Here is a 21,287-nt window from a genome sequence, read left to right as displayed (position 1 = left end):
GGCCAAGGCCATGACCGAAGGAGTCAGGCCAACTCAAGATCAAGCAGAAAACAGCATTACCGAGTTTCTGGATGAGAAATTTGCTGAATGCCCGCCGTTTCACATGTGCGAGGACGGAGATGATGGTTGGGCATTCTGGATCGTCGAGCAAGACGGCGAAAATGATGGAGACACTACGTCTTACGTCCATCACGACCTGAAGATCGAGTGGTACGGGACAAGCTACACCCCTGCAGACGATCAGCAATCCGCCTAACCCCAATCCCCCTACATGCCTGCCGGTGAGCGGCGGGCGAGGTATTCCCATGCACGCACCAATGCAACAATCCAGCAACACCGAACCCGTGGTAATCGAGTACATCAAGCTGCCGGAGGTAATCCGGTTGGTCGGGTACAAGACCACTAAAATTTACGAAATGTCCAAGACTGGCGAGTTCCCCAAACAGGTCAAGCTGGGTGGACGCTCCGTGGCCTGGATCAAGTCTGAGGTTCTGCAATGGAACCAAAAGCAGGCAGCAGCTCGCGATCAGTCTGCAGACTCCAGCGAATCCAAGTAATCCGCCCAGTGCTGCATCATTCCCCGTCTCTGCTCCACAAACTCAGCATGGTTGTACGAGTCGCCAATGTGCGACAGCTGAGCATCGATCCACCTTTCGTCATATCCCATCTCGTTCAAGGCGGTTGATATCGTGGCGCGCATCCCGTGCCCCGTGAGCCTGCTCTTGTATCCCATGCGTGAAATCGCTGAATTGACTGTGCCATTGCTTATCGACTTGCGCGGGTCATTGCGACCCGCAATAAGCACCCGATAGCTACCGGTCAGCTTGTGCACGCGCTTCGCTTCCTCCACAGCCTGCCGCGAAAGCGGGACCAGGTAAGGTGGAATCTCCCCGCTCTGCGTTCTAACCCTCTTTTGCAATTGCTTCACAATCCCCGGCGGTATAGTCCACAAAGCGTTGTCGAAATCGAATTGATCAATGGTCGCGCTACGCAGCTCGATGGTGCGCACCCCCGTCAATAGCAACAGGCGTATGGCGCTACGCACGTAACTGGCGCAGCTGTCATCACGCAACGTCCTTAGAAAAACTTTCAGTTCATGCTGCTTGAGGTAGGGGTTGTGCTGAACGGGCGGCTCCGGCACGGCGACGATGTCCAGGTCGGAGGCTGGATTGATATCTATCAAGTCCTCGGCCATCCCATACCTGAATATTTCGTTTAACCAGGATCGACACTTGCGTGCCGAGTTCAGCGCGCCACGCCTCTCCACACGACGCATCGCCCTAAGTACGTCGGCGCGATTGATCTGGTCGAGTGGGTATTTCCCCAGCTCCGGTATCAAGTCCTTTTCCAGATAGAACCTGGACTGCACGGCAGCACCCCTTATGGACTTGGACCAGCGGGGGAGCTTGAAGGCGTGCCAACGGTTTGCCACTGCCTCAAAGGTGTTTTCTTGCCTGTCGGCTGCTTTTGCCTTCGACTGCCGCCGCTCGATGCGAGGGTCAATGCCTTTGGCAACCAGTGCGCGGGCTTGGTCCCGAAGCTCTCGGGCTTCCTTGAGGGTGATTTCTGGATAGGTGCCGAGGGAGTAGCGCGGCTGTTTGCCGTGCCAAGAGAAGCGGAAGTGCCAGGACTTGGTACCGTTGGTGGCCACGAATAGGGATAGGCCGCTGGCATCCGTGAGGGAGAAATCTTTGTCGGCCGGCTTGGCCTGCCGCACGGCGGTATCAGTGAGGGGCATTTAGTACATCACCAGTCCATTAGAATTAAGGTGTGCTGGATAATGTACTAAAAGCTTGCGGAAGGCGACGAAAGAGCGCGAAAGACTGCGAAAGACGAATTACCGTGATTAGGGCGGCGGGGATGGGTGTTGCGTAAGGTGGCGAAAGCTAGCGAAAGTAGGTGTGGTGCCCGAGACAGGAATCGAACCTGCGACCTTCGCGTTACGAGTGCGCTGCTCTACCGGCTGAGCTACACGGGCGGTGGGCTAAAGCTAGCACTGCATTGGGCATGCAGCAACCAACTCGCTCACCGCCCGGCGACTGTCACGCGCCGTTGGCGCCGCAGCCCTTGGCAGCATACTGAGCCTCTACCGTGGTGGCACAGCTCCAGCCGGTGGTGGCGCTGCGGGTCAAGGTGATGGTCTTGCCCAGCACGGGCGCGGGTGCATCAAGGATTTCACAACGCAAGGTACCTGCGCCCGAGGCCACATCGCCTGTCACTTCGATGGTGCAGTTGGCGGTAGGGCTTGTGCCCCCGATGAGGGCCAGGGTTGGCACGGTGCCCTGGTTGATGGCGTCCTCGTAGCCGGCCTTTAGCGCGCTGATTTCAGCCAACCCCGCCGTAAACTTGGCCTTGGCCTGGTGCTTGGTGTACATGGGCAGACCGATGGTGGCCAAAATGCCGATGATTGCCACGACGATCAATAATTCGATCAAGGTAAAACCTTTTTGACGCATCTCTTTCACTCTCCAGAATAGAACCATGACAAGGCGCATCCTGCGCCCCGTAGTGTGCAACGGCGCCAGTGTACTCATCCCCACACAGTCCATCGCCTGCAAGACGCACAATCTGACATTTTATCGCCTAGCGCCAGCCTGCCCGAATTCGCCACCTGACTAAGCTATAAATTCTTCACGACCTGGGTGCGCCAACCTCACATGAACGACACGTCGACAATTTATGCCTGGGAAGGCATCAACCGCAAAGGGCGCCGGGTTTCCGGGCAAATCGCCGGCCATAACCTTGCGCTGATCAATCTACAACTGCGCCAGCAAGGGATCTGCCCTGAGCGTGTGCGCAAGAAATCTTATGGTTTACACATCTTCAAGACGCGAATAACGCCTGCAGATATCGCCCTGTTCACTCGCCAGTTGGCCACCTTGCTCAAAGCCGGCATCCCGCTGCTGCAAGCCTTCGACATCATCAGCGAAGGCGTCGAAAACCTACAGCTGCGCGAACTGGTGAAGGCGTTGAAACAGCACATTGCCAGCGGCCACCCCTTGGCCACTGCCCTGCGTCAATATCCCCGCCATTTCGATGAGCTGTACTGCAATCTGGTGGCGGCTGGCGAAATGGCCGGCGCCCTGGAAACCTTGCTCGAGCGCGTGGCGATTCATCTGGAAAAAAGCCAACGGCTCAAAACCAGGATCAAGAAAGCCATGACCTACCCTGTCGCGGTACTGGTAATTGCCACAGGGGTGACCACAGTGCTGTTGATTCACGTTGTGCCGCAGTTCCAGAACCTGTTCGCCGGGGTCGACGGCCAATTGCCGGGGTTTACCCTGGCGGTCATTGCACTGTCGGAACTGTTGCAACAAGCGTGGTGGATGCTGGCGCTGGGCGTGGGCGCCATAATGGTCGCTGGGCATCACGCCTATCGAACTTACCCGGGCTTTCGCCATTGGTTGGCGGCGGGTTTGTTGAAAGTGCCCGTGGCAGGCAAACTGCTGCACAAATCCGCGGTTGCTCGCTACGCTCGCACACTTTCCACCACCTTTGCGGCGGGCGTCCCTCTGGTACAGGCATTGGGTTCGGTGGCCGGCGCCGTCGGCAATGGCCCCTTCAAACAGGCAATCGAACGTATGCGCCACGATGTATCCACAGGCATGCAGTTGAATCATTCGATGCATAACAGCGGCCTGTTCCCAGGCATGGCGATCCAGATGACCGCAATCGGGGAGGAGTCCGGCACCCTGGACCGCATGCTGGAAAAAGTCGCGAACCACTACGAGTCAGACGTGGATACCTTGGTCGACAACCTCACCAGCCTGATGGAGCCGCTGATCATGGTCGTATTGGGGGGGATTGTCGGCGCGCTGGTAGTCGCCATGTACCTGCCGGTGTTTCAATTGGGGACGGCGTTTTGAGCCTGCTGCTGAGCGAACATCCCTGGGCGTTTGTTGGCCTGGCGCTGGTGTTGGGCCTGATCGTCGGCAGCTTCCTCAATGTGCTGGCGTGGCGCCTGCCCAAAATGCTCGAGCGGGAATGGCGTGCCCAGGCCCGTGAGATTCTCGACTTGCCAGCCGAGCCCGGTGGGCCGACCTATAACCTGATGCACCCGAACTCCTGCTGCCCGCACTGCAATCAACCGATTCGGCCTTGGGAAAATATCCCGGTGCTCAGCTACCTGCTGCTCCGGGGGCGTTGTGCCCACTGCCGCGACCCCATCGGCCTGCGTTACCCCCTCACCGAACTCGCGTGCGCGCTGATCTCAACCGCTGTCGCCTGGCACTTCGGCTTCGGCTGGCAAGCCGGCGCGGTGATGCTGTTGAGTTGGGGCTTGCTGGGCATGAGCCTGATTGATCTGGACCACCAACTGCTGCCGGATGTGCTGGTGCTGCCGCTGCTATGGCTGGGGCTGATCCTCAACAGTGCTGACCTGCTGACGCCACTGCCCGATGCAGTGTGGGGCGCGGTCATCGGCTACATGAGCTTGTGGTGCCTGTTCTGGCTGTTCAAGCTGGCCACCGGCAAAGACGGTATGGGCCATGGCGACTTCAAGTTATTGGCCTTGCTGGGAGCCTGGGGCGGCTGGCAGATTCTGCCGATGACCCTGCTGATGGCCTCGCTGCTGGGCGTGTTTGCCGGGCTGATCCTGCTGCGTTTGCGTAAGGCCCAAGTGTCAGCGCCAATGCCGTTTGGCCCCTGCCTGGCAATTGCCGGCTGGATTGCATTGCTCTGGGGTGGTCAAATAACCGACTTCTATTTGCAGTCTGTCGGTTTCAGATGACCACTTCTGTTGCAACACCCTGGATTCTTGGGCTCACGGGCGGCATTGGCAGCGGCAAAAGCGCTGCGGCCGAGCACTTTATCAACCTGGGCATCGACCTGGTGGATGCCGATCATGCCGCGCGCTGGGTGGTCGAGCCTGGCCGCCCTGCCCTGGCACGCATCGCCGAACACTTCGGCGCCAGCGTGCTGCAACCCGACGGCCGACTGGACCGTGCCGCGCTGCGAAAACTGATCTTTGAGATCCCACAAGAGCGCCTGTGGCTGGAAGCCTTGCTGCACCCGCTGATCGCCGAGGAAATTCGCAGCCACCTGGCACGCGCCCAATCGCCCTACGCGATCCTGGTGTCGCCGCTGCTGATCGAGTCCGGGCAGTACAGCATGACCCAGCGCATCCTGGTGATCGACGTGCCGCAATCGCTGCAGATTCAGCGTACCCTGCAGCGCGACGGCATCAGCGAACAACAGGTGCAGGCGATTCTCAAGGCCCAGTCCAGCCGCGAAGACCGCCTGAACCATGCCGATGACGTGCTGGTCAACGATAAGGACCTCGCCTGGCTGCACGGCGAGGTCGAGCGACTGCACCACTTTTACCTTACTTTGCGTGGAGGCCGATCATGAGCCAACCCTTGACCGTCGACTGCCCAACCTGCGGTGCACCCGTGGAATGGAAAGCGACCAACCTCAACCGACCGTTCTGCTCGGACCGTTGCAAGCTTATCGACCTGGGCGCCTGGGCCGCTGAAGAACACAAGATTCCCGTGGCCCCTGACGCCGAAGATGAACTGTTTTCCGAAGACCTGCCGCCGCGCCACTAAGGCCGCATAAAGGCATATTCCTGCTGGTCGTCGAGGTTTTCTGCAAGGTATTGCAACTCGTCGGCCAGGTCTTCAAAACTGCGTACCCCCTTGCTTTGCTGCACCACCGCACTGAGCATGGCGCGCAAGGTCAAGCCGGGGTCAAAACCGATTTCCTGCGCTGCATCCTGGCTTCTGCGCAACTCCTGCCGTGCCCACTCGTACACACTCATGATCCGTGCTCCTGAAAATTTTGCAGAGCATGGACCCGCGCCGCTGCCTGGCATTTGACCTGGATCAACGCCGCGAATCGTCGTCCTTCCACGGCGCCGAGAGGTAGCGGGTACGGTTGAACGTCTCCAGCCATTCCGGGCAAAACACCACCAGCGCGCTGATGACCATGCCGTTGATGAAGGCTTCGGGAAAGATGATCAGCCATAGGTAACCGACAAAATCTTCCAACCACTCAGGCATCGCAAAAAGACCGTCCAACCACAACAGGCCCAGGCCGGCCAACAGGCACAGCAATGCCGACAGTGCGGCAGCAAAAAAGCCCGAACAGAAGATATACACAAAGGGGTTTCTCGGCTGCGCCCGTTCTACCAGCAGCGCGCACCCTTCGGTGACCAGCACTGGCAGCACGATCAGCAGCAGGCCATTGATGCCAAGCGCGGCCAGGTCCTGGCGCCCCAGCAACATCAAGCCAAGCTGGGCGGCAAAGCCTCCGACGATTGCCAGCGGCCAATCCAGCAGCAAGGTCACGGCGGTCATGCCGATAAAGTGGTAGGACACGCCGGTATCGAAATCCCGTCGCACCAGCCACAGCATGAACAGCGCGAACACCGTACCGAACAGTAAATGCTGGCGCCGACGGTCGGCAAACAGCTCCACCCATGGCGAGCGCAGGATTGCCCACATCATCACTGGCGCATATACCAGCCAGCCGAAGCCGAGAGTCTGGGGTGCCAGAACCGCTGCACTGATCACGGATGCTCTGCCTTCACCAAAAACCTCATCACACACCTCGTCCCTGGGCCTGTTTCACGCAAGCATTCTACACCCGGGTTTTAAGGCAAGACTTCCTGTGGTCATCATTTGAACGCTAAGCTGCGACTATGGATGACTCAGATTATTTGCGCCTGCTCACCGTAGCAGCCGAACAAGCCAATGCGTTTCTGTCCAATGCCCGCAAGTGGGAGCGTGAGCGTTGGGTCTGCCAGCGCCTGTTACAAGGCTTGAATGTGCCCTACCGTGTCGAAGAATTCCACGCAGCGGGCCAGGAGCCGCCCGACGTGTTGTTTCGCGACGCCAGCTTCGAGGTCTTTTTTGTGTTGGATGAGGGCCGCCGCCTGAACGACGAGTGGCGCGATGAGTTGCTGCGCAGGCGCAGTGCTTTCTCCTTGAGCCAACTGGTACGGCGCGAAGCGAAGCCACGGCGAATCCCCGCCCATGAATTCCTCCTGCGCCTGGCCCCCACACTGCGTAAAAAAGCCCACAACTATAAAGAGCGCGGCATGGACCTGGGGGAGTTGGACCTCATTGCGTTTACCAGCCTCAAGCGCGAAGTATTGGACCTCAACAGCCATTTTCCGCCGCCGACCGAATACCTGCGCCAGGGCTGGCGCTCGCTGTCACTGGTGGGTCCAACCTTCGCCAGGGTGCTGTTTGCACATCCCGATGCGCCGGACTTCTTGCGCAACAATCTGGGCCGCAGCATAGTGTTTGATGTCGGCATCAGCCTTTGATGCCCCTGGCTGTAACGTGGCGCCCCTTTGCAACGTCTACCTGACGAGGCCTTTATGACCAGCCGCCTGAAACCCGATGACCAAGAGCGTGTCGAAGAGTACCTGCGACTTTCCCAGCACAGAGTCGAGCGCAAGCCTTTCCGGCCGTGGCTGCTCCTCTGCGTGGTGCTGGTCGTGGTAATCGGGCTCGGTGCGCTGAGCCGCCTATTGAGTTACCTGACGCTATGAGTCGCCTGGCGCTCGCGAGGGTAACTGCTCCGATTTCTTTTAGCCTTGCGAGATATCCCCATGACCCATCGTATTATTATCGTCGGCGGCGGTGCCGGCGGCCTGGAGTTGGCTACCCGCCTGGGTAAGACTCTGGGCAAGCGTGGCAAGGCCAGCATCACGCTGGTCGACACCAACCTGACCCACATCTGGAAGCCGTTACTGCACGAAGTCGCGGCCGGCTCACTAAACTCATCTGAAGACGAACTCAACTATGTTGCCCAGGCGAAATGGAACCACTTCGAGTTCCAGCTAGGGCGCATGAGCGGGCTTGACCGTGAGCAGAAGAAAATCCAGCTGGCCGCCACCCTCGACGAAGAAGGCCGCGAACTGGTGCCTGCCCGCGTGCTGGGCTATGACAGCCTGGTGATTGCCGTAGGCAGCACTACCAACGACTTCGGCACTGAGGGCGCAGCGCAACATTGCCTGTTCCTCGATACCCGCAAGCAGGCCGAGCGCTTCCATCAGCAACTGCTCAACCACTACCTGCGCGCCCATGCCGGGCAGACCGACGCCGTTGAACAGATCAGCGTCGCCATCGTGGGCGCCGGTGCCACCGGGGTCGAGCTCGCCGCCGAGCTGCATAACGCCGCCCATGAACTGGCCGCCTATGGCCTGGATCGTATCAAGCCGGAAAACATGCACATCACTCTGATCGAAGCCGGCCCGCGGGTATTGCCTGCACTGCCGGAGCGGATCGGTGGGCCAGTGCACAAGACCCTGGAAAAACTAGGGGTGACGGTACTGACCAACTCGGCGGTCAGTGAAGTAACTGCCGATGCCTTGATCACCAGCGCCGGCCAGGTGATTCCGGCCAGCCTCAAGGTCTGGGCGGCCGGTATCCGCGCACCCGGTTTCCTCAAGGACATCGACGGTCTGGAAACCAACCGCATCAACCAACTGCAAGTCCTGCAAACTCTGCAAACCACCCGCGACGAAAATATCTTCGCCTTTGGTGATTGCGCCGCGTGCCCGCAACCGGGCACCGACCGCAATGTGCCGCCACGGGCCCAAGCGGCTCACCAACAGGCGTCGTTGCTGGCCAAATCGCTCAAGCTGCGGATTGAAGGCAAGGAGCTGCCGACCTACACGTACACCGACTACGGCTCGCTGATCTCGCTGTCGCGCTTTTCCGCGGTGGGTAACCTGATGGGCAACTTGACGGGCAGTGTGATGCTGGAAGGCTGGCTGGCGCGGATGTTCTACGTGTCGCTGTACCGCATGCACCAGATGGCGCTGTATGGGTTCTTCCGCACGGCGATGCTGATGCTGGGCAGCAAGATCGGCCGCGGCACCGAGCCACGCCTTAAATTGCACTAACAACCCGGTCTCGAAGGAGGCCTGGCAAATGTGGGAGCGGGCTTGCTCGCGAATGCGCTGTGTCAGTCAGTACATCTGTGACTGAACCACGGCATTCGCGAGCAAGTCGAATCGTCGCACCGCCGCTCCCACTTTATTTTGCGGTGAATTCAGAATTTGCGAGCACAAAAAAAATCCCCGTATCTTTCGATACGAGGATTTTTAATATGGTCGGGGTAGGGGGATTCGAACTCCCGACATCCTGCTCCCAAAGCAGGCGCGCTACCGGACTGCGCTATACCCCGGTAATAAAAAGGCGACCTTTCAGTCGCCTTCTTCGATCAGCGCTTTTGGCCTCTGATCTTAAGATTCGATTCCAGCGTTAACTGGTCTCAAAAATGGTGGGTCGTGTGGGATTCGAACCTACGACCAATTGGTTAAAAGCCAACTGCTCTACCAACTGAGCTAACGACCCAAATATGGTCGGGGTAGGGGGATTCGAACTCCCGACATCCTGCTCCCAAAGCAGGCGCGCTACCGGACTGCGCTATACCCCGGTTTGAAATTGGCTCCGTGACCAGGACTCGAACCTGGGACCCAATGATTAACAGTCATTTGCTCTACCGACTGAGCTATCACGGAACTACATATTTCAAAGTTACTGCTGTGTTGCTTCCTCTTCGACCCTGTCCGTATCGCTACGTTAGCGTCTCTGAGGCGCGCTATTCTACAATCTTAAAAACCCCTGTCAACCCTTTAAATTGCTTTTAAGACAATGATTTGCGCTTCTTTCTGATTTCTTCTTGGGGAGAAGAAACCCGTGGGCTGACGTTGCTGCGGGGCGCACTTTACAAGCCTTTGCCTTACAGTTCAACGCCCTATCGAAAAAAAAGGCCCCGCAATGCGGGGCCTTCTATGGTTGCGCCAAGCGCAGGGCTTAATGGAAGACGATTTCGTCGTCTTTCACCGTCGCCGTGACGCGGGTGCCAGGCATAAAGCTGCCCGACAGAATCAGCTGCGCCAGTGGGTTCTCGATCCAGCGCTGGATCGCACGTTTGAGTGGCCGTGCGCCATACACTGGGTCGTAACCGACCGCGATCAGCTTGTCCAACGCTTCGCCGCTCAGCTCAAGGTCCAGCTCGCGCTCAGCCAAGCGGCTACGCAGGCGGCCCAACTGAATCTCGGTGATGCCCGCGATCTGATCCCGCGCCAGAGGCTCGAAGATCACCACTTCATCGACCCGGTTGATGAATTCCGGACGGAAGTGCGTGGTCAACGCGTCCATCACCGCCGCACGCTGAGCTTCACGATCACCCACCAATTCCTGGATCTGTGCCGACCCCAGGTTGGAAGTCATCACGATCACCGTATTGCGGAAGTCCACCGTACGCCCGTGGCTGTCCGTCAAGCGACCATCCTCCAGCACCTGCAGCAAGATGTTGAACACATCCGGGTGCGCCTTCTCGACCTCATCCAGCAGGATCACCGAGTAAGGCTTGCGCCGCACGGCTTCGGTCAGATAACCGCCCTCTTCATAGCCTACATAGCCTGGCGGTGCACCGATAAGGCGAGCCACCGAGTGTTTCTCCATGAATTCGGACATATCGATCCGCACCATGGCCTCTTCAGTATCAAAGAGGAACTCGGCCAGGGCCTTGCACAACTCGGTCTTACCCACACCGGTCGGGCCGAGGAACATGAACGAGCCGCTTGGACGGTTCGGGTCGGACAAACCTGCCCGGGAACGCCGTACCGCGTTGGACACCGCCACCACTGCCTCTTCCTGGCCGATGACGCGCTGATGCAACAGGCTTTCCATCTTAAGCAACTTGTCGCGCTCGCCTTCGAGCATCTTAGACACGGGAATACCGGTCCACTTGGAGACTACTTCGGCAATTTCTTCCTCGGTCACCTTGCTGCGCAGCAACTGGTTCTCAGGCTTGCCGTGCTGATCGACCATCTGCAGGCTGCGCTCCAGGTCCGGGATCACCCCGTACTGCAACTCGGCCATGCGGTTCAGGTCGCCTTTACGGCGCGCCGCTTCCAGTTCCTGACGGGACTGCTCGATCTTTTGCTGGATCTGCGCCGAACCCTGTACTTCGGCTTTTTCCGAGGTCCAGATTTCTTCGAGGTCCGAATACTCACGTTCCAGGCGGACAATTTCTTCCTGGAGTTTTTCCAGGCGCTTCTTGGCCGCTTCGTCTTCTTCTTTCTTCAACGCCTGGGATTCGACTTTCAGTTGAATCAGGCGCCGATCCAGGCGATCCAGCACTTCCGGCTTGGAATCGATCTCCATACGGATGCGGCTGGCCGCTTCGTCGATCAGGTCGATAGCCTTGTCCGGCAACTGGCGATCGGTGATATAGCGGTGGCTCAATTTGGCCGCCGCAATAATCGCACCGTCGGTGATCGCCACCTTATGGTGGACCTCATAGCGCTCTTTCAGGCCACGCAGGATCGCGATGGTGTCTTCTTCGCTCGGTTCTTCCACCAGTACTTTCTGGAAGCGACGCTCAAGGGCTGCGTCCTTTTCGATGTACTGACGGTATTCGTTGAGCGTAGTAGCACCGACGCAGTGCAACTCACCCCGCGCCAAGGCGGGCTTGAGCATGTTGCCGGCGTCCATGGAGCCTTCGCCCTTACCGGCGCCGACCATGGTGTGCAATTCGTCGATAAACAGAATGATCTGCCCTTCCTGCTTCGACAATTCGTTAAGCAGGGATTTGAGGCGCTCTTCGAACTCACCCCGGAACTTGGCACCGGCAATCAGCGAGCCCATATCCAGAGACAGCAGGCGCTTGCCTTTGAGGCCGTCTGGCACTTCACCATTAATGATGCGCTGGGCCAGGCCCTCGGCAATCGCGGTTTTACCCACGCCAGGTTCACCGATCAACACCGGGTTGTTCTTGGTGCGACGTTGCAACACCTGGATGGTGCGACGAATCTCGTCGTCACGGCCGATCACCGGGTCCAGCTTGCCTTCTTCGGCACGCTTGGTCAGGTCTACGGTGTATTTGTCCAGGGCCTGGCGCGACTCCTCATGGTTAGGGTCGTTCACCGCCTCGCCGCCACGCAGGTTGTTGATGGCGTTTTCCAGGGCTTTCTTGCTCACGCCCTGGCCCAGCAACAATTTGCCGAGCTTGCTGTTGTCGTCCATGGCAGCGAGCAGCACCAGTTCGCTGGAGATGAACTGGTCACCTTTCTGCTGGGCCAGGCGGTCGGCCTGGTTGAGCAGGCGCGCCAGATCCTGGGACATATTCACGTCACCGGTGGGATTCTGGATTTTCGGCAGTTGGTCGAGCTCTTTGCTCAACTCCTTGCGCAGACTGTTAACGTCAAAGCCCACCTGCATCAGCAAGGGTTTGATAGAACCACCTTGCTGTTCCAGGAGTGCCTGCATCAAGTGCGCAGGCTCAATGGCCGGGTGGTCGAGGCCCACCGCCAAGGATTGAGAGTCGGACAAGGCCAACTGTAATTTGCTGGTTAAACGATCAATACGCATTAGTCACCTTCCTTTTGAGCAGGCCGGAGCTATGAACAAACACATCCTGAATGAAGAAACCTGCCAGATACCCTTATAGATGGGGTGGATTCTGGGCGTTTCAAGCGGCGGACGGTTGATACAGATCAGGACAGTCTAGCGTTCAAGCCAGATAAGGGAGGCGAATCGGCCCGTACGCGGGCTGCGGCGATAAGAAAAGAAACGCGGGTCGGTCACAGTGCACAAACCGCCACCATACACAGCGGAAACACCGCGCACTCCCAGACGCAGACGCGCCAGTTGGTAGATGTCGGCCATGAACTTGCCAGCGTTGTGGCTGGGAACAAAGGCTTCAGCGGTGGCCGGCAGTTGCTGCATGAACACTTCACGCACTTCCGGGCCGACCTCGAAGGCTTGCGGGCCAATGGCAGGGCCGAGCCAGACCAGAACGTCTTCAGGGGCGGTATCCAGGCTTTCGAACGCGGCCTCCAGTACCCCAGCCGCCAAGCCACGCCAACCGGCATGGGCTGCGGCAACCCGGGTGCCCGCCCGATTACAGAACAGCGCAGGCAGGCAATCGGCGGTCATGGATGTGCAGGCGATGCCAGCGGTGCTGGTCCAACTGCCGTCTGCCTCGACAGTACGGCCCGGATCGGCCTCAACCACCTGAGTGCCATGGACTTGACGCAACCAGGCAGGCTGGATATCGAAGGCGTCACTCAGGCGACGACGATTTTCAAGGACGGCCTCAAGGCTGTCCTCGACATGATCGCCCAGGTTGAGGCTGTCGAACGGCGCCAGGCTGACGCCGCCCGCACGGGTGGTGACGCAGGCTTTTACCCGAGCCGGCGCGGGCCAGTCAGGTATCAGCCAGTCATTCATCCGACAAACGCCTCGCGATCCTGCTTGAGCAGCGAAAGCAGCCAGACCAGATCGTCTGGCAGTGGCGATTCCCAGCTCATGCGCTTACCGCTCGTCGGATGATCCAGTTCCAGGAAGCGTGCATGCAGTGCCTGGCGCGGGAACGTCTTGAGCGACTCAACCATGGTCTGGCTGGCCGCCGGCGGAATACGGAAGCGGCCACCGTAGGCTGGGTCGCCGACCAACGGGAAGTTGATGTGCGCCATGTGCACGCGAATCTGGTGGGTACGCCCGGTTTCCAGCTTGACCCGCACATGAGTGTGGGAGCGGAAACGCTCCAGCACACGGTAGTGGCTGACGGCCTGCTTGCCACCTTCCATCACCGCCATACGCTGGCGCTGCTGGCCGTGACGGCCAATGGGTGCGTTGATCTTGCCACCGGCCACAACGACGCCGATCACAATGCACTCATAGATGCGGCTGACGCTACGGCTCTGCAATTGCGTAACCAGTTGCGTCTGCGCCTGAATGGTCTTGGCTACCACCATAAGGCCGGTGGTGTCCTTGTCCAGACGGTGCACGATGCCGCAGCGCGGCACATTGATGATGTCCGGCACGTGGTGCAACAGGGCATTGAGCAAGGTGCCATCAGCGTGCCCGGCGGCCGGGTGAACCACCAGGCCCGCGGGTTTGTTGATGACCAGGATGTCGTCGTCTTCATAGACGATATCCAGCTCGATGTCCTGGGCAACCCATTCTCCCTGGGCTTCCTGCTCGGCAGTCAGCTCAAGAATCGCACCGCCATGGACTATGTCTCGCGGGCGGATAACCGCTCCATCCACAGTCAGGCGGCCGTCTTTGATCCAGGCGGAAAGGCGCGAGCGCGAGTGCTCAGCGAATAATTGTGCGGCGACTTGATCGAGGCGTTGGCCGCCCAATTCGGACGGCACCTCTGCGCGAAGTTCAATTTTATCGGACATGCTCAGACTAGGCGTGGCGTAGCCTTTGGTTTCGGCTGCGCGCTTGTGGTTAAATACGGCGTCTTTTGCCCCGAGGCTTTCAACGGGGCGCTCATCATAACAGGACGGCCCCGCCCAAGACAGCGGCCGTCATAGGGACGCAAGCCGCCATGCAAGTGAAACACCTGCTGCTGATCGCCATCCTCGCCATGACTGCTGCTTGCTCGTCAACAAAGGACGTCGTCGACGAAAACCTGAGCGAAGTCGAGCTGTACCAGCAAGCTCAGACAGACTTGGACAATAATAGCTTCACCAGCGCCACAGCGAAGCTGAAGGCATTGGAGTCGCGTTACCCGTTCGGCCGCTATGCCGACCAGGCCCAGCTTGAGCTGATCTACGCCAACTACAAGAACGCCGAGCCGGAAGCTGCCAAGTCCGCTGCCGAGCGTTTCATCCGCCTGCACCCGCAGCATCCGAACGTGGACTACGCCTACTACATGAAGGGCCTGACCTCGTTCGACCAGGATGTTGGCCTGCTGGCGCGCTTCCTGCCGCTGGACATGACCAAGCGCGACCCGGGTGCTGCCCGCGACTCCTATAACGAGTTCGCCCAGCTGACCAGCCGCTACCCCAACAGCCGCTATGCGCCGGACGCCAAGCAGCGCATGATCTACCTGCGCAACCTGCTGGCTTCGTACGAGATCCACGTGGCCCACTACTACCTGACCCGTCAGGCTTATGTGGCCGCAGCCAACCGTGGCCGCTACGTGGTGGAAAACTTCCAGGAAACCCCGTCCGTGGGTGACGGCCTGGCCGTGATGACCGAGGCTTACCAGCGTCTGCACCTGGACACCCTGGCGACTACCAGCCTGGAAACCCTGAAGCTCAACTACCCTGACCACCCTAGCCTGAAAGACGGCCAGTTCGTGCCTCAGGTTGACGAAGCGGACAACCGTTCGTGGCTGAGCAAGTACACCCTGGGCCTGATCGAGTCCCGTCCACCGCTGCCGCCAGGTGAAACCCGCGCCAACCAGGACGTGATCAAGCAGTACCAGGACGCCAAGGACGCCATTCCTTCGGAGCTCAAGCCGCACGACGAGAACGGCGATGTGATCGAAGAAGAAGAGCCGCAAGCCCTGGGCAACAACCAGGACCGTTCGTGGTTCAGCTACATGACCTTCGGTGTGTTCGACTGATTGTTCGACGCAACGCAAAAGGGAGCTCTGAAGGAGCTCCCTTTTTTATGAGCGAGTATTTATTGCGCTGTGCGCCCATGACTACCTTGGCTAAACTGGCGCATTCCTTGTCGAGAAACTACCCATCATGCTTCGTCTACTGTTCTGGATTGCCGTCATTGCTGCCGCGGTATGGTTCTGGCGCAAATTCAAAAACCCTGCCTCCCGTCAGCAACGGCCTGCCGAGCCGGATGCAGCCCTGATGGTGCGCTGCGCTCACTGTGGCGTGCACCTGCCGCAGGACCGCGCACTGAGTTCACGTCAGGAATGGTACTGCACCCAAGCGCACCTGGAACAAGGGCCAAAGTCTATCCAGCGTTGAGGCGACCTGCGGGGGCGTAAGGCACTGGATCGATGATCGGAGCCCGCGCCAGCAGCAAGTCGGTGAACAACTGGCAAGATGCTGGTGCGAGTACCAGACCATTGCGGTAATGCCCACAATTGAGCCACAGCCCCCTGAAGCCAGGGACCTCACCGATAAACGGTATACCTTCGGGTGAGCCAGGCCGCAAACCGGCCCAATGCCCGACCACCTCGGCGTCCGCCAAGGCGGGAATCAGTTCCTGCGCAGATGCCTTGAGGCTTTCAAGCGCGGTGTCGGTCGGCGTCTTGTCGAATCCTTCATGCTCCAACGTGCTGCCGATCAGGATGTGCCCATCCCGCCGCGGGATCGCATAACGCCCCTTGGCCAGGACCATGCTGGATAAAAAATCGGACGCGCATTTGTACAGGATCATCTGGCCTTTAACCGGCTCCACGGGTAGCCCCAAGCCCAGCGTACCCAGCAATTGCCCGCTCCAGGCGCCGGCCGCGAGCACCACCTGATCCCCCAAAACGTGGCCGGTAGCGGTATTCACACCCACCACCCTGCCGCCGCCGAGTACAAAGCCCGACACGTCGCATTGCTCGCTAATCGTCACGTTCGGCAACGCCAGCAGCGCCGCCTTCAATGATTTGACCAGGCGCGGGTTGCGAACATTGGCCACGTTGGCCATGTAGATCGCCTGGGAGTAGCCGCCCCCCAGCACCGGTACCGCGTCATGGGCTGCCGATACATCCACCTTGCTCAACGGTCGCCCTTCACGGACAGCCCAGGCCAGTGCTTGCGCTTCGTCATCCAGGTCGAGCCAATACAAACCCGTGGTATGTACCTCTGGATCGACGCCGGTAGCAGCAAATAGCCGTTGCGCCAGTTGCGGGTAAAAATCCTGGGACCAATGGGCCAAGGCAGTGACCGCCTGGCTATAGCGCCACGGGTACAACGGCGAGACAATCCCACCGCCCGCCCAGGAAGCCTCTTGCCCAAGCCCTCCGCGCTCCAGCAGCGTGACCGCCTGGCCCTCACTGGCGAGGTTGTACGCCGTCAACAGACCGATTACTCCGCCGCCGACAATCACCACTTGCTGTTGCTTAGCCATCATTTGATCCAGCCGATAAACAGGGAAAGGCGCGCCCGGCGCCCACGCTTCAAGTACGCTCATCCTTGCCCCCAGCAGACCTTGGGCGACATTTCAGGCCCTGCTCCCGGGTTGCCGCGCATACCGGTGCTGGTCAAGCTGAATGCTGCGCACGCGTCGTTCGCCATGACCGAGTCCGCAGCGGGTGTGGCGAGCAGGTCAAAATCCTGAGGGTTGAGGACGGCACTGATTCTATAATGATCATTGCCCGCGCTGACGTCGCCTGCATCAATAAAAGTGCCATTCCTCGTATAAGAACGCTCCAGGTGCTGGGCCTGTTCGCTCAACAACGCGACGATCTGCGCCCGATACACCTTCTTCACCTGGCTGAGGTACCCGGGATACGCAATCCCGGCCAGCAACGCGATGATCGCCACGACGATCAGTAACTCAATCAGGGTAAAACCCTGGCTCTCCTTGCCCATCCGATTGCTCCTTATTGAAGTTGCCGCCATAAGACCCGTCGAAACCTGACGCGGCCGCCCTCCTCTACACGGGCATAGACCGTCTCCAGCACCGTGCGAGATTGCCCCGCGAGACCGACCGAAGTGACCCGAAAAAGCGTGGCCAGGGAATGGGGTGGCAAATGAGCCAGCCCTTCACCCTCCCCAAGGGATTGAATGCCATAAAACCCATTTTTCAAGGCAAGCCAGGTGACCGCCGAGACAGGGTTAGTCCCGGCCGCCGTCAAGGAAGACGCTTCAGCAGGCGGCGCACAGCGGATGATCGAGTGGCAGACAGGCATCGCCTGGCCAACCTTTTGCACGGCCGACTCCCCCAACCTCAGGCCGCTTTCGGCAGATTGAAACGATTGATTGCGATGCCACAGGCTGCTCGCGACTTTTTGCTGGGAGACCGCAGCCTGTATCGAGGACAGCCCCACCTGCGACAGCACCAACAGGAACACCAGACTGATCAGCAGCACCGTCCCGGCCTGCCGCATGTGGATACCGCCCTGCATGGTCATTGCCCCTACCCCAGCCGATTTCGCAGTGCCGCAACGACACTATAGGTCTGGTCCTTCACCCGCCCAGCGGGGTCTTGAAGGGTCATGAGAATGCGCACGCTGCGTATCAGCGACTCATCGGCCGGATGGCTGTCATAGCGCACCACAACTGTCGATACCGAGGTGGCCGCCATGCCGAAGCTGACGTCGAATGCCCGCACGTTATCCATCAATACCGCCTTGGCCGGTGCTGCCGGGGTACTGATCTTCAACTGACCCGATTCGTAGGTGTAGGTAAGTTGGCGTATGCCAAAGCGAAGTTGGCCGGGTTCGGCTCCGGGTGGTGTGCCTGCATAAGCCCTGGCCGCCTCCTTGCAGTCGGACAACACTGTCCAGTCAGTCTTGCTGACGCCATCGCCGACATTCGCGGTCACCAGCGTCAGTGACTTCGCACTCCCCGCCGCCTCCCAGCTTATCGGCCGATCAAAGGCTGCCGGAGCATTGTCGATAGCGGCCACGGCCAAACACCCCAGCATGCCTGCCTGGCGAATATCCTGGGTGATCTTGCTCAGCACAAACCGCGCATCATCCTGCAGCAGCATGGCGGCCTGCTGGCTGGCATGGGTCAACCGCGAACTGATCAGTATCTGGCTCGCACCAAGTATCAAAACCAACCCGATGGCAAGCGCCAGCAACACTTCCACCAGACTGAAACCTCGCGCAAGACGCTTCATTACCTCTCTCCCTGTTCAGTGCCGATGCGGCTGGTCAGCGTGAAGGTTTCCCGCGCACCTGGACGGTTTGCTGCCCGGGCATCTGCCCAACTGATGCTGATGGTGACCTCTTGCCCGTTCACCACCACTGAGCCTTTGGCATCCTCACCGGCAAAACCCGTGATATTGGCCTCGAAATCGTGCAGGTCGAGATCACGCACGCTGGCGGTGGCAGTGTTGGGCGGCGCCAGCTGGGCCCTGCCCCATGTGTAATCGGCGCCAGCATTGGTGCGAATGCGGTCGAGCATGTCATAGGCAATAAAACTGGCTTGGCTGGTCATCCTGGCGCTGTTGGTGTACTTGAGCGCGTTGAGTTGCAGCACCGCAGCGCCCATCAGGCCGATCGCCAAAATCAACAGCGCTACCAGCACCTCGACCAGTGTCATGCCGGATTGGCGCGAGTGCGCAACGCGCAGGAATCGGTTCTGGCAGGCTGGCATTTCCGTCGTCATCCATGTCGAAGGCCGGTGAAAAAAAGCAGGCAAAACCTGCTGTGCGACCCAAGACTAGCGTCGGTTTTCGAGCGGCGCTGCTCCCGGAACAAAGGGAAATACTTTGGACATAAAGGCCATCATCCAGCGCCAAGGACCAAGCGCTATACCTAGAAAACCCACTCGCGCCCATGGAGGGAACGCACATGAAACAACAAGGATTCACCCTGATTGAGATGTTGCTGGGGCTGATCGTCACCAGTTTTCTCGCGCAACTGGCCGTACCCGGTTTCAAGGGTTTGCTTGAATCGCAGCAACGACAAAGCGCGGCCCAAGCACTCGCCTCCGGGCTGCGCTACGCACGCACCGAGGCCATCGCGCGCAACCGGGCGGTGGTCATTCATGCAAAGGACGAGGACTGGAGCCTGGGATGGCGCGTGATACTGGATGTGAGTGGGCGCGGCCACCTTGATGACGACAATCCGGTATTGCTGGAGCGCGAGAGCAATGGGCGCGTGCCGGTCGCCGGTAATGGCCCGGTTACGAGCCAGGTGCGCTTCAGCGGCCTGGGGGAGCCAGTGTTCGCCGGCGGGGGATTTCGTGCCGGCACCGTGCATGTGTGTGACAAGGACCATGCACAGAGCGTGTATCAGATCGTGCTGGCCCCCAGCGGGCGCGTCAGCCTGCGCAGTGACAAGACCGAACAGGCATTATGCCGAGGCTATTCCAGCCCCCTGGTCGTCAGAGCAGCGAGCGGACCCGCAGTTCCTTGGGCATCGAGAACGTGATGTTTTCTTCACGACCCGCCAGCTCATCGGCGCCGGTAGCACCCCAGGCTTGCAACTGTTGGATCACACCGCGCACCAGCACTTCCGGAGCGGAGGCACCCGCCGTGATGCCGATACGCTCAACACCATCGAACCAGCTGCGCTGCATGTCTTCGGCACCGTCGATCAGGTACGCCGGCGTGGCCATGCGTTCGGCCAGCTCACGCAAGCGGTTGGAGTTGGAACTGTTAGGGCTGCCGACCACCAGCACTACATCACACTCATTCGCCAGTTGCTTGACCGCATCCTGGCGGTTTTGCGTGGCGTAGCAGATGTCATCCTTGCGTGGGCCGCCAATGGCAGGGAATCGCGTGCGCAGGGCATCGATGACGCGGCTGGTATCGTCCATGGACAAGGTGGTCTGGGTAACGAAAGCCAGGCGGTCGGGATTGTGCACCTGCAAGTTGGCGACGTCTTTTTCGTCTTCAACCAGGTAGATGGCGCCGCCGTTGCTGGCATCGTACTGGCCCATGGTGCCTTCGACTTCCGGGTGACCGGCATGGCCGATCAGGATACATTCGCGACCGTCGCGGCTATAGCGCGCCACTTCGATGTGCACCTTGGTCACCAGCGGGCAGGTGGCATCGAATACTTTTAGGCCACGGCCGGCCGCTTCGGTACGTACGGCCTGGGACACGCCATGGGCACTGAAGATGACGATAACGTCGTCGGGTACCTGGTCGAGTTCTTCGACAAAGATCGCACCGCGTGCGCGCAGGTCTTCGACCACGAACTTGTTATGCACGACTTCGTGGCGCACATAAATCGGCGGCCCGAAGACTTCCAGGGCGCGGTTGACGATTTCGATCGCCCGGTCCACGCCAGCGCAGAAGCCACGGGGGTTGGCGAGTTTGATTTGCATGCTGTGCCTCGTGCCTTGCAGGCCAAGAAATTGGATCAACTCAGCTCTATAGAATAAGCGTCTGTGTGAGCGGGCTTGCCCGCGATGCAAACGTCTCGATGTATCAGGTACACCGAGGTGATGCTATCGCAGGCAAGCCAGCTCCCACACAAGCCAGCCCCACAGGAACCGGTTTCGTCAGTTAGAGCGCTTTAACGTCGATGATTTCAACATCAAACGTCAAGGTTTTACCGGCCAACGGATGGTTGAAGTCGATGGTCACTTGCGCATCATCGAAGGCTTTAACCACACCGGGCAATTCGGTATTCGCCGCATCATTGAAGATCACCAGCAAGCCTTCCGACAGGTCCATACCCTCGAACTGCGAACGCGGGATGATCTGCACGTTTTGCGGGTTGGGTTGGCCGAAGGCGTTTTCCGGCAGGATCTGCAGGTTGCGCTTGTCGCCCGCCTTGAACCCGAACAATGCCGCTTCAAAACCAGGCAGCAGGTTACCGTCGCCAACCTTGAAGGTCGCCGGGGCTTTGTCGAAGGTGCTGTCTACCGTATCGCCATTCTCCAGGCGCAATGCGAAATGCAAAGTGACTTCCGTGTTCTGGCCGATGCGTTGCTCAGCCAA

General features: G+C 59.4%; 26 protein-coding genes and 5 tRNA genes. 12 read left to right on the top strand and 19 right to left on the bottom strand.

All coding sequences use genetic code 11. From position 1 onward, the window contains the following. Nucleotides 1-10 precede the first annotated feature (10 nt). Nucleotides 11-256, top strand: coding sequence for a hypothetical protein (locus tag CLM72_RS28665; RefSeq protein WP_146120434.1), 246 nt, complete (start codon nucleotides 11-13; stop codon nucleotides 254-256). Between the two features lie 49 nt (nucleotides 257-305). Beyond that, complete coding sequence (locus CLM72_RS04080) at nucleotides 306-557, top strand: AlpA family transcriptional regulator (RefSeq protein WP_256595276.1); 252 nt, start codon at nucleotides 306-308, stop codon at nucleotides 555-557. Here CLM72_RS04080 and CLM72_RS04075 read toward each other — a convergent pair. From CLM72_RS04075 to CLM72_RS04065, 3 genes are all read right to left on the bottom strand, one after another. Next, entirely contained in the window at nucleotides 527-1,738 is a 1,212-nt protein-coding gene (locus CLM72_RS04075; protein WP_105225697.1) for an integrase arm-type DNA-binding domain-containing protein, read from the bottom strand. The two genes, CLM72_RS04080 and CLM72_RS04075, sit on opposite strands and share 31 nt — an antisense overlap. A 164-nt stretch (nucleotides 1,739-1,902) precedes the next feature. Further along, nucleotides 1,903-1,978, bottom strand: a tRNA-Thr gene (locus CLM72_RS04070). A 64-nt stretch (nucleotides 1,979-2,042) separates the two neighbouring features. Beyond that, the gene (locus CLM72_RS04065) at nucleotides 2,043-2,456 is read right to left on the bottom strand and encodes a pilin (protein ID WP_034126254.1); all 414 of its coding nucleotides are present in this window, start codon (nucleotides 2,454-2,456) and stop codon (nucleotides 2,043-2,045) included. A 201-nt stretch (nucleotides 2,457-2,657) separates the two neighbouring features. Here CLM72_RS04065 and CLM72_RS04060 point away from each other — a divergent pair, with 201 nt between their 5' ends. Genes CLM72_RS04060 through yacG form a run of 4 tightly spaced genes read left to right on the top strand, consistent with a single transcriptional unit; the run spans nucleotide 2,658 to nucleotide 5,546 of the window. Further along, entirely contained in the window at nucleotides 2,658-3,866 is a 1,209-nt protein-coding gene (locus tag CLM72_RS04060) for a type II secretion system F family protein (protein ID WP_105225696.1), read from the top strand. Beyond that, on the top strand, nucleotides 3,863-4,729 hold the full coding sequence (locus tag CLM72_RS04055) for an A24 family peptidase (RefSeq protein ID WP_105225695.1): 867 nt from the start codon (nucleotides 3,863-3,865) through the stop codon (nucleotides 4,727-4,729). The genes CLM72_RS04060 and CLM72_RS04055 overlap by 4 nt, the downstream gene beginning before the upstream one ends. Next, entirely contained in the window at nucleotides 4,726-5,349 is a 624-nt protein-coding gene (gene coaE / locus CLM72_RS04050; protein ID WP_105225694.1) for a dephospho-CoA kinase, read from the top strand. Before CLM72_RS04055 ends, coaE begins: the two co-directional genes overlap by 4 nt. Next, nucleotides 5,346-5,546: a DNA gyrase inhibitor YacG gene (gene yacG / locus CLM72_RS04045; RefSeq protein ID WP_003188437.1), complete on the top strand. Its 201-nt coding sequence runs from the start codon at nucleotides 5,346-5,348 to the stop codon at nucleotides 5,544-5,546. The genes coaE and yacG overlap by 4 nt, the downstream gene beginning before the upstream one ends. Here the strand turns inward: yacG and CLM72_RS04040 are convergent. Beyond that, complete coding sequence (locus CLM72_RS04040) at nucleotides 5,543-5,758, bottom strand: hypothetical protein (RefSeq protein WP_003171680.1); 216 nt, start codon at nucleotides 5,756-5,758, stop codon at nucleotides 5,543-5,545. The two genes, yacG and CLM72_RS04040, sit on opposite strands and share 4 nt — an antisense overlap. A gap of 64 nt (nucleotides 5,759-5,822) precedes the next feature. After that, nucleotides 5,823-6,512, bottom strand: a complete 690-nt coding sequence (locus tag CLM72_RS04035) for an energy-coupling factor ABC transporter permease (RefSeq protein ID WP_105225693.1) — start codon at nucleotides 6,510-6,512, stop codon at nucleotides 5,823-5,825. A gap of 128 nt (nucleotides 6,513-6,640) precedes the next feature. On the opposite strand from CLM72_RS04035, the gene CLM72_RS04030 reads away from it, so the two are divergent. From CLM72_RS04030 to CLM72_RS04020, 3 genes are read left to right on the top strand one after another with little or no spacing between them, the layout of a single operon-like run. After that, the gene (locus CLM72_RS04030) at nucleotides 6,641-7,270 is read left to right on the top strand and encodes a DUF1780 domain-containing protein (protein WP_003188431.1); all 630 of its coding nucleotides are present in this window, start codon (nucleotides 6,641-6,643) and stop codon (nucleotides 7,268-7,270) included. A 54-nt stretch (nucleotides 7,271-7,324) separates the two neighbouring features. Beyond that, nucleotides 7,325-7,498: a DUF3094 family protein gene (locus CLM72_RS04025; RefSeq protein WP_034126248.1), complete on the top strand. Its 174-nt coding sequence runs from the start codon at nucleotides 7,325-7,327 to the stop codon at nucleotides 7,496-7,498. A gap of 60 nt (nucleotides 7,499-7,558) precedes the next feature. Further along, nucleotides 7,559-8,857: an NAD(P)/FAD-dependent oxidoreductase gene (locus CLM72_RS04020; RefSeq protein WP_105225692.1), complete on the top strand. Its 1,299-nt coding sequence runs from the start codon at nucleotides 7,559-7,561 to the stop codon at nucleotides 8,855-8,857. Between the two features lie 207 nt (nucleotides 8,858-9,064). On the opposite strand, the gene CLM72_RS04015 is transcribed toward CLM72_RS04020, so the two are convergent. From CLM72_RS04015 to rluD, 7 genes are all read right to left on the bottom strand, one after another. Further along, a tRNA-Pro gene (locus CLM72_RS04015) sits at nucleotides 9,065-9,141 on the bottom strand. 94 nt (nucleotides 9,142-9,235) lie between these two features. Further along, a tRNA-Lys gene (locus CLM72_RS04010) sits at nucleotides 9,236-9,311 on the bottom strand. A gap of 5 nt (nucleotides 9,312-9,316) precedes the next feature. After that, a tRNA-Pro gene (locus CLM72_RS04005) sits at nucleotides 9,317-9,393 on the bottom strand. 9 nt (nucleotides 9,394-9,402) lie between these two features. Continuing rightward, a tRNA-Asn gene (locus CLM72_RS04000) sits at nucleotides 9,403-9,478 on the bottom strand. 295 nt (nucleotides 9,479-9,773) lie between these two features. Then, nucleotides 9,774-12,338, bottom strand: coding sequence for an ATP-dependent chaperone ClpB (gene clpB / locus CLM72_RS03995; RefSeq protein WP_003188426.1), 2,565 nt, complete (start codon nucleotides 12,336-12,338; stop codon nucleotides 9,774-9,776). A gap of 135 nt (nucleotides 12,339-12,473) precedes the next feature. Next, complete coding sequence (gene pgeF / locus CLM72_RS03990) at nucleotides 12,474-13,199, bottom strand: peptidoglycan editing factor PgeF (RefSeq protein ID WP_105225691.1); 726 nt, start codon at nucleotides 13,197-13,199, stop codon at nucleotides 12,474-12,476. Beyond that, the gene (gene rluD, locus CLM72_RS03985; RefSeq protein WP_003188422.1) at nucleotides 13,196-14,158 is read right to left on the bottom strand and encodes a 23S rRNA pseudouridine(1911/1915/1917) synthase RluD; all 963 of its coding nucleotides are present in this window, start codon (nucleotides 14,156-14,158) and stop codon (nucleotides 13,196-13,198) included. The genes pgeF and rluD overlap by 4 nt, the downstream gene beginning before the upstream one ends. Before the next feature lie 149 nt (nucleotides 14,159-14,307). Here rluD and CLM72_RS03980 point away from each other — a divergent pair, with 149 nt between their 5' ends. Next, nucleotides 14,308-15,333 (top strand): outer membrane protein assembly factor BamD, encoded by a 1,026-nt coding sequence (locus CLM72_RS03980; protein ID WP_094774497.1) that lies wholly within the window; start codon nucleotides 14,308-14,310, stop codon nucleotides 15,331-15,333. A 127-nt stretch (nucleotides 15,334-15,460) separates the two neighbouring features. After that, entirely contained in the window at nucleotides 15,461-15,694 is a 234-nt protein-coding gene (locus CLM72_RS03975; RefSeq protein ID WP_034128051.1) for a PP0621 family protein, read from the top strand. Here the strand turns inward: CLM72_RS03975 and thiO are convergent. Genes thiO through pilV form a run of 5 tightly spaced genes read right to left on the bottom strand, consistent with a single transcriptional unit; the run spans nucleotide 15,681 to nucleotide 18,988 of the window. Beyond that, entirely contained in the window at nucleotides 15,681-16,790 is a 1,110-nt protein-coding gene (gene thiO / locus CLM72_RS03970; protein WP_105225690.1) for a glycine oxidase ThiO, read from the bottom strand. The genes CLM72_RS03975 and thiO overlap by 14 nt on opposite strands. Before the next feature lie 59 nt (nucleotides 16,791-16,849). Then, nucleotides 16,850-17,254, bottom strand: coding sequence for a type IV pilin protein (locus tag CLM72_RS03965; protein WP_020302966.1), 405 nt, complete (start codon nucleotides 17,252-17,254; stop codon nucleotides 16,850-16,852). A gap of 11 nt (nucleotides 17,255-17,265) precedes the next feature. Next, nucleotides 17,266-17,796, bottom strand: a complete 531-nt coding sequence (locus CLM72_RS03960) for a PilX N-terminal domain-containing pilus assembly protein (protein WP_105225689.1) — start codon at nucleotides 17,794-17,796, stop codon at nucleotides 17,266-17,268. Between the two features lie 5 nt (nucleotides 17,797-17,801). Beyond that, on the bottom strand, nucleotides 17,802-18,509 hold the full coding sequence (locus CLM72_RS03955; protein WP_105225688.1) for a PilW family protein: 708 nt from the start codon (nucleotides 18,507-18,509) through the stop codon (nucleotides 17,802-17,804). Next, nucleotides 18,509-18,988 (bottom strand): type IV pilus modification protein PilV, encoded by a 480-nt coding sequence (pilV, locus tag CLM72_RS03950; RefSeq protein WP_105225687.1) that lies wholly within the window; start codon nucleotides 18,986-18,988, stop codon nucleotides 18,509-18,511. Before pilV ends, CLM72_RS03955 begins: the two co-directional genes overlap by 1 nt. 197 nt (nucleotides 18,989-19,185) lie before the next feature. On the opposite strand from pilV, the gene CLM72_RS03945 reads away from it, so the two are divergent. Continuing rightward, the gene (locus CLM72_RS03945; RefSeq protein WP_105225686.1) at nucleotides 19,186-19,767 is read left to right on the top strand and encodes a GspH/FimT family pseudopilin; all 582 of its coding nucleotides are present in this window, start codon (nucleotides 19,186-19,188) and stop codon (nucleotides 19,765-19,767) included. Here the strand turns inward: CLM72_RS03945 and ispH are convergent. Next, entirely contained in the window at nucleotides 19,721-20,668 is a 948-nt protein-coding gene (gene ispH, locus CLM72_RS03940) for a 4-hydroxy-3-methylbut-2-enyl diphosphate reductase (protein WP_032893637.1), read from the bottom strand. The genes CLM72_RS03945 and ispH overlap by 47 nt on opposite strands. A 181-nt stretch (nucleotides 20,669-20,849) precedes the next feature. Further along, nucleotides 20,850-21,287, bottom strand: coding sequence for a peptidylprolyl isomerase (locus tag CLM72_RS03935; protein WP_169855857.1), 438 nt, complete (start codon nucleotides 21,285-21,287; stop codon nucleotides 20,850-20,852).

The organism is Pseudomonas sp. MYb193 (assembly GCF_002966775.1).
GTDB classification, from domain to species: Bacteria; Pseudomonadota; Gammaproteobacteria; order Pseudomonadales; family Pseudomonadaceae; genus Aquipseudomonas; species Aquipseudomonas paracarnis.
This window is presented reverse-complemented; position numbering and strand designations above follow the sequence as displayed.